Source organism: Acidovorax sp. SRB_14 (assembly GCF_012932145.1).
In the GTDB taxonomy this organism is placed as follows: Bacteria; Pseudomonadota; Gammaproteobacteria; order Burkholderiales; family Burkholderiaceae_C; genus Simplicispira.
Genome location: NZ_MWOK01000012.1, coordinates 70,561 through 79,347 on the forward strand (window position 1 = coordinate 70,561; position 8,787 = coordinate 79,347).

Here is an 8,787-nt window from a genome sequence, read left to right on the forward strand (position 1 = left end):
CCTCGCGCTCAACGCCGCCGTCGAGGCGGCGCGCGCGGGCGAGCAGGGCCGCGGCTTTGCGGTCGTCGCCAGCGAGGTGCGCAGCCTGGCGGGCCGCTCGGCCGATGCCGCGCGCGAGATCCGCCAGCTCATCGGCGACTCGGTCGAGAAGGCCGAGTCGGGCGCGCGCCTCGTGAAAAACGCCGGCACCACGATGGACGAGATCGTCGGTTCGGTGCAGCGCGTGGGCCAGATCATCGGTGAGATCACCGCGGCGGCGGCCGAGCAGGCCGGCGGCATCGGCCAGGTCAACACGGCCGTCAACCAGCTCGACCAGATGACGCAGCAGAATGCCGCGCTGGTCGAGCAGAGCGCGGCCGCAGGCCAGAGCCTGAGTGAGCAGGCGCAGCGCCTGGCCAGCGCGGTGCAGGTGTTCCGACTGCCGCAGGGGCAGCCTGCTCTGGCGCACGCGCCGGCCCGCGCGGCGGGCAAGCCGCTGGCGGCGCTGCAGGCTCCGCACTGACCGCCCCGGCGCGGGCGGCGGCGGGGCACGCGCATCGTTTATCCTGGCGCCCCCCGTTTCACCGCCCCGCCATGACCGCCGACGTTCCCACCCTGCTGCTGATGGTGATCGTGTCTTCGGTCGTCATGGCCGCGGCGCTGCTGGTGCTGGGCTGGGGCCGGCGCCAGGACGGGTTGCAGCTCTGGGCGGCGGCGCTGCTGGTGAGCGCCGTGGGCTATGCGCTGTACCTGCTGCGCGGGCGCATTCCGGATGCCTGGTCGGTGGTGCTGGCCAACGCACTGCTGTCGGCCACCTTGTCGGGTCTGCTGGCGGCGGTGCACCGCTTCCAGGACCGGCCGCAGCGGGGGGCGGTGCTGGTGGTCCCGCCCGTGGCCACCGCGCTGTTGATGGCCCTGTTCCAGGACAGCTTTGCGCTGCGCGTGGCCGTGTCGGCGGCGTTGATGGCGGCCCAGGTGCTGTGGGTGCTGCACGCCCTGCAAGCCCCGGGCACGGCCGGCCGGGGGGCCCGGCTGCTACGGGCGGGTCTGGCGCTGGAGGCGGCCGTGCTGCTGCTGCGCAGCGCCTGGGCCGCCGCTTTTGCCGGTGAGGGCGCCACGCTCTTGCAGAGCCATGCGGTGCACACGCTGACCTTCATGACGGCCTTCATCGCGCTGCTGGTCACCTCCATGGGCTTCGTGTTCATGGGCAAGGACCGCGCCGACGGCATCAACCGCCGCCTGGCCGCGCAGGACGAGCTGACCGGTGTGGCCAACCGCCGCGCCATCATCGCGGCGCTCGACCGCGACGTCGCACGCGCCCAGCGCACGCGCGAGCCGATGGCGCTGATGATGCTCGACGTCGACCACTTCAAGCAGGTCAACGACCGCCACGGCCACCTGGCGGGCGACGCGGTGCTGCGCACGGTGGCCGGCGTGCTGCGCCAGCGCGTGCGCGCGCAGGACATCATCGGGCGCTACGGCGGCGAAGAGTTCCTGGTGGTGCTGCCCGACACCACGCAGGAAGGCGCACACGACCTGGCGCTGCAGCTGTGCGAGGCGGTGCAGGCCGCGCCGTGCCAGTGGGACGGCGTGCCGATACCGGTCACGGTGAGCATCGGCGTGGTGGGGGGGCGCCTTGCGGCGTCGGACCACTGGGACCTGCTGGTGCACGCGGCCGACAGCGCCCTCTACCGCGCCAAGCAGGGCGGGCGCAACCGGGTCGGGCTGGCGCCGGGGGTCGAGCGCGTGGTGCGCCGCGCGGATGCGGCCGACTGTCCCACGACCTTTCCGTCGTTGCTGTGAAGCGGCGCGGGGCAAGGCACCCCGCCGCGCCTTGTGGTCGAATAAGCGTTTTGACCGCCCGAGGAGCCTCGCCATGAACGCCCGCGTCCCCCCCACCGCCCTGGAGCCCGCACAAGCCTTGGACCACGTCAGCCGGGTCTGGGACGAGAGCATTGTGCCGCAGCTGACCGACTACATCCGCATTCCCGCCAAGTCGCCTATGTTCGCGCCCGACTGGGAGCAGCAGGGCCTGCTCGATGCCGTGGTGCGCAACGCCGCCGCCTGGGTCGGGTCGCAGAAGGTGGCCGGTTTGACCCTCGAAGTGGTGCGCCTGCCGGGGCGCACGCCGGTGCTGTTCTTCGAGGTCGCGGCGACGCAGCCTCAGTCCAGCCAGAGCGTGCTGATGTACGGCCACCTCGACAAGCAGCCCGAGTTCTCGGGCTGGCGCAGCGACCTGGGGCCCTGGACGCCGAAATACGAAGACGGCAAGCTCTACGGCCGCGGTGGCGCCGACGACGGCTATGCGGTCTACGCCAGCATCGCCGCCGTTCAGGAGTTGAAGCGCCAGGGCGTGCCGCACCCGCGCATCGTCGGCCTGATCGAGACCAGCGAAGAAAGCGGCTCGCGCGACCTGCTGCCCTATATCGACGCCCTGAAGGGCCGCCTGGGCGACGTGGCGCTGGTGATCTGCCTCGACAGCGGCGCCGGCAACTACGACCAGCTGTGGCTCACCACCAGTTTGCGCGGCATGGCGGCCGGCACGCTCAAGGTCGAGATCCTCACCGAAGGCATCCACTCGGGCGACGCCTCGGGCCTGGTGCCCTCGTCGTTCCGCATCATGCGCCAGGTGCTCGACCGGCTCGAGGACAGCGCCACCGGCCGCCTGCTGCCCGCCAGCTTCCACTGCGAGGTGCCGGCCGAGCGGCTGGCGCAGGCGCGCGCCACGGCGGCCATCCTGGGCGACGAAATCACCAAGCGCTTTCCGTGGGCGCACTACGACTGCGGCGGCTCCACCACCTTTGCGCTGCCGACAACCACCGACCCGGTGCAGGCCCTGCTCAACCGCACCTGGCGGCCCACGCTCAGCGTGACCGGCGCCGAGGGCTTTCCGGCGCTGCAGGACGCCGGCAACGTGCTGCGCCCCTACACCGCGTTCAAGCTGTCCCTGCGCCTGCCGCCGCTGGTGGACGCGGCGGCCTGCGTGCAGGAGATGAAGGCGCTGCTCGAAGACAACGCGCCCTACCAGGCCAAGGTCACCTGGGAGAGCGCCAGCAGCGCCAACGGCTGGAACGCGCCGGCCACGGCGCCATGGTTCGAAAGCGCGCTCGACGCGGCCAGCCAGGCGCACTTCGGCGCGCCCTGCGGCACCATCGGCCAGGGCGGCACGATTCCGCTCATGGGCATGCTGAGCCAGGGCTTCCCGAACGCGCAGATGATGGTCTGCGGCGTGCTCGGCCCCAAGAGCAACGCGCACGGCCCGAACGAATTCCTGCACGTGCCCTATGCCAAGAAGCTCACCGCCGCCGTGGCCGAGGTGATCGCCAGCCTGCCAGCGGCCGCATGACGGTGGCGTGACCGCTGCGCGACAGATACCCGCCCCGCCCGGCACCGCCGACGCCGCCCCGAGCGCGGTCACCGCGCGCGATGGCGAGCGCCTGGCGGTGTACGACTGGCCGCTGGCCGAGGGCGCAGCACTGCGCGGCTGCGTGCTGTTGGTGCACGGCCTGGGCGAGCACGCGGGCCGCTACACCGGCGTGGCGCAGCGCCTCAACGCCTGGGGCTTTGCGGTGCGCGGCTACGACCAGTACGGCCACGGCCGCTCGGGCGGGCCGCGCGGCGGTCTCACGTCCGACCTGCGCCTGGTGCACGACCTGGCCGACCTGATCGACGCCACGCGCAGCCGCATGGCGCTAGGCGCGCCGCTGGTGCTGCTGGGCCACAGCATGGGTGGGCTGGTGGCGGCGCGGCTCGTGGCGTTGAAGCTGCGCGCGGTCGATGCGCTGGTGCTGTCGTCGCCCGCGTTCGACGCGGGCCTGAATGCGGGGCAAAAGCTGCTGCTGGCGGCATTGCCGCGCATCGCCCCCAACCTGCGCTTGGGCAACGGGCTCGACGCGCAGTACCTGTCGCACGATCCGGCCGTGGTCGCGGCCTACCGGGCCGACCGGCTGTGCCACGACCGCATCAGCGCGCGCCTGGCGCGCTTCATTGCCGAGGGCGGCCCCGCGACGGTCGCGCAGGCCGCGCACTGGCGCGTGCCCACGCTGCTGCTGTGGGCCGGCGCCGACCGGCTCGTGAACCCGGCCGGCAGCGCCGCGTTTGCCGCCGCGGCGCCGCCGGCGGCAGTGCGCTCGCAGTGCTTTGCGGCGCTGTACCACGAGCTGTTCAACGAAACGACCGAGCGCGCCGCGCCGGTGTTCGACCACCTGCGCCAGTGGCTGGACGCGCACGCCGCTTGACGGTCCAGGGTTTGGGGCAAAAACAGCCTCAAACGCTTACCTGTCAAGCGCTGGCAGCTCTTATTTTCGAAGCAAACTGCCGAGCCTGCCCAGCAGGTCGCCGGCGTTGCCCAGGCCCTCGGCGGGGGCCTGGCCGTTGGGCGTCAGGTGGTCGATCAGGCCGGGCAAGACCTGCGACAACTGGCTGGCCGCCTCGCCCTGGCCCACGCCGAGCTTGGCGCCCAGCTGCGACAGCGTGTCGCTGCCCAGCACCTCGGTGAGCTGCTCGCCCGACACGGGCTGGTTGGCGCCCGTGCCCACCCACGAGTGGGCCACGTCGCCCAGACCGGCCTGCTGGAACTTGGACATCAGCCCGCCCAGGCCGCCGTGCTCGCCGTCGTTGCCGAGCAGGCCGGCCACGGCCTGCAGCAGCTGCGGGTGGCTGGTCGCGAGTCCGATCAAGCCGCCGAGTCCCCCCAAGGCACCGAGTCCGGCGCCGCCGCCCGGGCGGTCTTCCGGGGGAGACGGGTTCGACACCGCACCCAAAACAGAATCAAGTAAGCCCATGCTGTTCTCCAAAAAGAGGGGGAGAGACCAGTGTGCGGCAAGCGGCCGCCGAGCGTGTGTGCGTTTGTCTCTGCGGCGCGGGAGGGGCCGGGCGGGACCGGGTGCCTGGCATGTCCGAGTGCCGGCCTCGGGTATCTGGGCGCGGCTTGACAAGGATCAGGGCGTGCCGCGCCAGGCTGCGTATCGTGCCGGGTGTGCGGTGGCGCCCCCCGGCGCCCGCCTTTTTGACGTCCCTTCCAGCGCATGCAAGACCCCACCACGCTCCCCGCTGCCGCCGCGCCACCCGGGCCCGCTCCGGCACCGCTTGAACTCGTCTGCCCGGCCGGCAGCCTGCCCGCGCTCAAGGCCGCGGTCGACCACGGCGCCGACTGCGTCTACCTGGGCCTGCGCGACGCCACCAACGCGCGCAATTTCGCGGGCCTGAACTTCGACGAAGCGGCGATTGCCAACGGCATCGCCTATGCCCACGCCAAAGGCGCCAAGGTCTTCATGGCGCTCAACACCTACCCGCAGGCCGGCAACCCCGGCCTGTGGCGCAGTGCGCTCGACCAGGCTGCGCAGCTGGGCGTCGACGCCGTGATCCTGGCCGACCCGGGGCTGATGCAGTACGCCGCGCACAAGCACCCGCGCCTGCGCCTGCACCTGTCGGTGCAGGGCTCGGCCACGAACTACGACGCGATCAACTTCTACCGCGAGCAGTTCGGCATCGTGCGCGCGGTGCTGCCGCGCGTGCTCTCGCTCGAGCAGGTGCGCCAGGTCATCGAGCGCACTCCGGTCGAGATCGAGGTGTTCGGCTTCGGCAGCCTGTGCGTCATGGTCGAGGGGCGCTGCGCGCTGTCGTCCTATGTGACGGGCGAGTCGCCCAACACGCACGGCGTGTGCTCGCCGCCCAAGGCCGTGCGCTGGGTCGAGACGCCGCAGGGCCGCGAGTCGCGCCTGAACGGCGTGCTGATCGATCGCTATGCGCCCGGCGAGAACGCCGGCTACCCGACGCTGTGCAAGGGCCGCTTTGACGTGGGCGACGACCAGAACTACTACGCCATCGAAGAGCCCACCAGCCTCAACACGCTCGAACTGCTGCCGCAGCTCATGAAGATGGGCGTGCGCGCCCTCAAGGTCGAAGGCCGCCAGCGCAGCCCCGCCTATGTGGCGCAGGTCACCAAGGTCTTGCGCGAGGCCATCGACCAGTGCAGCGCCAACCCGCACCGCTACGCGCCCAAGCCCGCCTGGATGGCCAGCCTCGACCAGGTCGCCGAAGGCCAGCAGCACACCCTGGGCGCCTACCACCGCCCCTGGAAATGACGATGAACCCCTCCCTGCAACTCTCGCTCGGCCCGCTGCTCTACTACTGGCCGCGCGCCACCGTGCTGGCCTTTTACGAGGCCATCGCGCACACCGCCATCGACACCGTCTACCTCGGCGAAACCGTGTGCTCGCGCCGCCACGAGCTGCGCCTGCCCGACTGGCTCGACATCGCGGCGCGCCTGCGCGCTGCCGGCAAGCAGGTCGTGCTCTCGACCCAGGTGCTGCTCGAATCGGGCGCCGAGGTCGGCACCATGCACAAGATCGCCGCCAACCCCGACTACCTGGTCGAGGCCAACGACATGGGCGCGGTGCAGCGCCTGGCTGGCCGGCAGCCCTTCGTCGCCGGGCCGCAGCTCAACCTCTACAACCTGCCGTCGCTCGCGTGGATGGCGGGCCTGGGCGCGCGCCGCTGGGTCATGCCGCTGGAGATGCGGCGCACCGACCTGGCCGTGCTGCAGCAGGGCCGCCCGGCCGGCCTGCAGACCGAGGTGTTTGCCTATGGCCGCATGCCGCTCGCGTATTCGGCGCGCTGCTTCACGGCGCGCCACCGCAACCTGCCCAAGGACGACTGCCGCTTCAGCTGCCTCGACCACCCCGACGGCCTGCTGCTGCAAACGCGCGAGAGCGCGCATTTCCTCGTGCTCAACGGCACGCAGACGCAGTCGGCGCGCGTCTACAACCTGATCGATGCGCTGCCCGACATGCAGGCGCTGGGCGTGGACCTGGTGCGCCTGAGCCCGCAGGCCGAGCACATGGCCGAGGTGATCGCGCTGTTCGACGCCGTGCGTTGCGGCACGCTGGCGCCGTTTGATGCGCACGCGCGCCTGCAGCCGCTCCTGCCCGGGCAGGGCTGCAACGGCTATTGGCACGGCCAGCCGGGGCTCGACCAGGTCGCGCCCGGCGCCGGCGTGCCGGCCTGAGCCCCATGGCCTGCGCGCAATCTCAAGCCAAATCGGCCTGCGGCGCATGCACATCAAGCGCTGACAGCTATCAAAGAAGGAGTTGCCGGCGCGCCGCACCACCCTGCCGCGCGCCGGCCTCCACCGCCTGAAAGGCTTCCATGCACCCGTCTTCCTCCCCCGTGGCCTCGCCACCGCCGTTCCCGACCACCGTGCCCGCGCCCGTGGCGGCCGTGCTCGCGCGCCTGCCGGCGTACCCCGCGGCGCTGCTGCTGACGACGGCGCTCAACGTCGGCGTGGCGCGCCAGCTGCCCGGCGACGTGGCGGCACGGCTGCTGCACAAGCGCCTGCGCATCCAGGTGCGCGACGCGCGCGTCACGCTCGACTTCACCTGGACCGGCGGCGCCTTTGCCCCGCGCGCGCGCCACGCCGACACCGACCTGTGCATCAGCGCGAGCGCCCACGACTTCCTGCGCCTCGCGCAGCGGCAGGAAGACCCCGACACGCTGTTCTTCAGCCGCCGCCTGGCGATGGAGGGCGACACCGAGCTGGGCCTGGTCGTCAAGAACACGCTCGACGCGCTGGAGCTGCCCGTGCTCGACCTGCAGCAGTGGGCGCCGCGCCAGCTGCTCGCGCGCCTGGCGCTGCTGCGCCCCGGAGCGCGGCCATGAGCGCGGCCGCCGCTGCGCGCCCGCTGGTCTATGCCTGCTCGGGCTGCTCGAGCGCCGCGCAGCTGGCCAACCACGTCGCCGTGCGCCTGGACCGCAGCGGCGTGGCCGAGATGTCGTGCATCGCCGGCGTCGGCGGCGACGTCGCCAGCCTCGTCAAGACCGCCCGCTCGGGCCGGCCCATCCTCGCGCTCGACGGCTGCGCGCTGGTCTGCGTCCACAGCAGCTTGGCGCGCCACGACATCGTGCCCGCGCGCCACTACCAGCTGCAGCAATACGGCGTCCGAAAGCGCCAGCACGAGGACTTCGACCCCGAGCAGGCGCAGCAGGTGCTCGACCGTGTGGTGCAGGACCTGCGCGCGCAGCCGCTGGTGCCGGCGTCCGCTGTCGCTGTCTCCGCTGCAGGCGCAGGGGCCCGGCCATGAGCGCCGCCCCCGCGCCGCGCCGCATCGTCGTCGCCATCTCGGGCGCCAGCGGCGCCGTCTATGGCGCGCGCCTGCTGCAGGTACTGCAGGAATTGCCCGGCATCGAATCGCACCTGGTGGTCTCCGACGCCGGCTGGCGCAACCTGCAGCACGAGCTCGACATGGACCGCGCATCGGTCGAGGCCCTGGCGCACGAGGTGCACGACGTGCGCAACGTGGGCGCCGCCATCGCCAGCGGCTCGTTCCAGTGCGCCGGCATGGTGATCGCGCCGTGCTCGATGCGCACGCTCGCCGCCGTGGCGCACGGCCTGTCGGACAACCTGCTCACGCGCGCCGCCGACGTGGTGCTCAAGGAGCGCCGCCGCCTGGTCCTGCTGGTGCGCGAGTCGCCGCTGCACCTGGCGCACCTGCGCAACATGGTGGCCGTGACCGAAATGGGCGCCATCGTTTGCCCGCCGCTGCCGGCGTTCTATCTGCGCCCGACGAGCGTGGGCGACATCGTGGACTACAGCGTGGCGCGCGCGCTCGATCTGCTCGATGTGCCGCACGCGTTGGCGCCGCGTTGGGAGGGGTTGGCGTTCCCGGAATGACGGCTGTGATTGGCTGTGTTTTTTGCTCTGTGCCTTTTGCTGAGACTGCTGGCCGGATCTCGCCCCGGCGGGCGAGTAACTTTCTTTCGCGTCGCCGAAAGAAAGTCACCAAAGAAAGGGCGACCCCACTGTCTGCG

Annotated in this window: 10 protein-coding genes; 9 read left to right on the forward strand and 1 reads right to left on the reverse strand. The window is 72.0% G+C overall.

What is annotated here, in order from left to right; all coding sequences use genetic code 11:
* The 4 genes from B2J86_RS18200 to B2J86_RS11220 all read left to right on the forward strand — a co-directional run.
* Positions 1–502, forward strand: a 502-nt coding sequence (locus tag B2J86_RS18200; protein ID WP_254068065.1) for a methyl-accepting chemotaxis protein, incomplete at its 5' end; no start/stop codon positions are given.
* Positions 503–573: 71 nt separating this feature from the next.
* Positions 574–1,782, forward strand: coding sequence for a diguanylate cyclase (locus B2J86_RS11210; RefSeq protein ID WP_169170129.1), 1,209 nt, complete (start codon positions 574–576; stop codon positions 1,780–1,782).
* Positions 1,783–1,855: 73 nt separating this feature from the next.
* A complete protein-coding gene (locus B2J86_RS11215) occupies positions 1,856–3,325 on the forward strand; it encodes a M20 family metallopeptidase (RefSeq protein ID WP_173025603.1) in 1,470 nt (489 codons plus the stop codon).
* 25 nt (positions 3,326–3,350) lie between these two features.
* Positions 3,351–4,217 (forward strand): alpha/beta hydrolase, encoded by an 867-nt coding sequence (locus tag B2J86_RS11220; protein ID WP_173025626.1) that lies wholly within the window; start codon positions 3,351–3,353, stop codon positions 4,215–4,217.
* A gap of 60 nt (positions 4,218–4,277) precedes the next feature.
* Here the strand turns inward: B2J86_RS11220 and B2J86_RS11225 are convergent, their stop codons facing one another.
* Positions 4,278–4,763, reverse strand: coding sequence for a YidB family protein (locus tag B2J86_RS11225; protein ID WP_169638079.1), 486 nt, complete (start codon positions 4,761–4,763; stop codon positions 4,278–4,280).
* Positions 4,764–5,006: 243 nt separating this feature from the next.
* Here B2J86_RS11225 and B2J86_RS11230 point away from each other — a divergent pair, with 243 nt between their 5' ends.
* The 5 genes from B2J86_RS11230 (at position 5,007) to B2J86_RS11250 (ending at position 8,650) form a co-directional block, all read left to right on the forward strand.
* Entirely contained in the window at positions 5,007–6,065 is a 1,059-nt protein-coding gene (locus tag B2J86_RS11230; protein WP_169170125.1) for a peptidase U32 family protein, read from the forward strand.
* A 14-nt stretch (positions 6,066–6,079) separates the two neighbouring features.
* On the forward strand, positions 6,080–6,988 hold the full coding sequence (locus B2J86_RS11235; protein ID WP_173025627.1) for a U32 family peptidase: 909 nt from the start codon (positions 6,080–6,082) through the stop codon (positions 6,986–6,988).
* Positions 6,989–7,128: 140 nt separating this feature from the next.
* Positions 7,129–7,638, forward strand: a complete 510-nt coding sequence (locus B2J86_RS11240; RefSeq protein WP_173025604.1) for an SCP2 domain-containing protein — start codon at positions 7,129–7,131, stop codon at positions 7,636–7,638.
* A complete protein-coding gene (locus B2J86_RS11245) occupies positions 7,635–8,060 on the forward strand; it encodes a putative zinc-binding protein (protein WP_173025605.1) in 426 nt (141 codons plus the stop codon). The genes B2J86_RS11240 and B2J86_RS11245 overlap by 4 nt, the downstream gene beginning before the upstream one ends.
* Positions 8,057–8,650, forward strand: a complete 594-nt coding sequence (locus B2J86_RS11250) for a UbiX family flavin prenyltransferase (RefSeq protein ID WP_173025606.1) — start codon at positions 8,057–8,059, stop codon at positions 8,648–8,650. Before B2J86_RS11245 ends, B2J86_RS11250 begins: the two co-directional genes overlap by 4 nt.
* Positions 8,651–8,787: the final 137 nt, after the last annotated feature.

What these genes read in the sequence shown, in the direction of transcription:
- B2J86_RS11210 (WP_169170129.1), top strand. Translation starts at nt 574, where the DNA reads ATGACCGCCGACGTTCCCACCCTGCTGCTGATGGTGATCGTGTCTTCG.
- B2J86_RS11215 (WP_173025603.1), top strand. Translation starts at nt 1,856, where the DNA reads ATGAACGCCCGCGTCCCCCCCACCGCCCTGGAGCCCGCACAAGCCTTG.
- B2J86_RS11225 (WP_169638079.1), bottom strand. Translation starts at nt 4,763, where the DNA reads ATGGGCTTACTTGATTCTGTTTTGGGTGCGGTGTCGAACCCGTCTCCC.
- B2J86_RS11230 (WP_169170125.1), top strand. Translation starts at nt 5,007, where the DNA reads ATGCAAGACCCCACCACGCTCCCCGCTGCCGCCGCGCCACCCGGGCCC.
- B2J86_RS11240 (WP_173025604.1), top strand. Translation starts at nt 7,129, where the DNA reads ATGCACCCGTCTTCCTCCCCCGTGGCCTCGCCACCGCCGTTCCCGACC.
- B2J86_RS11245 (WP_173025605.1), top strand. Translation starts at nt 7,635, where the DNA reads ATGAGCGCGGCCGCCGCTGCGCGCCCGCTGGTCTATGCCTGCTCGGGC.
- B2J86_RS11250 (WP_173025606.1), top strand. Translation starts at nt 8,057, where the DNA reads ATGAGCGCCGCCCCCGCGCCGCGCCGCATCGTCGTCGCCATCTCGGGC.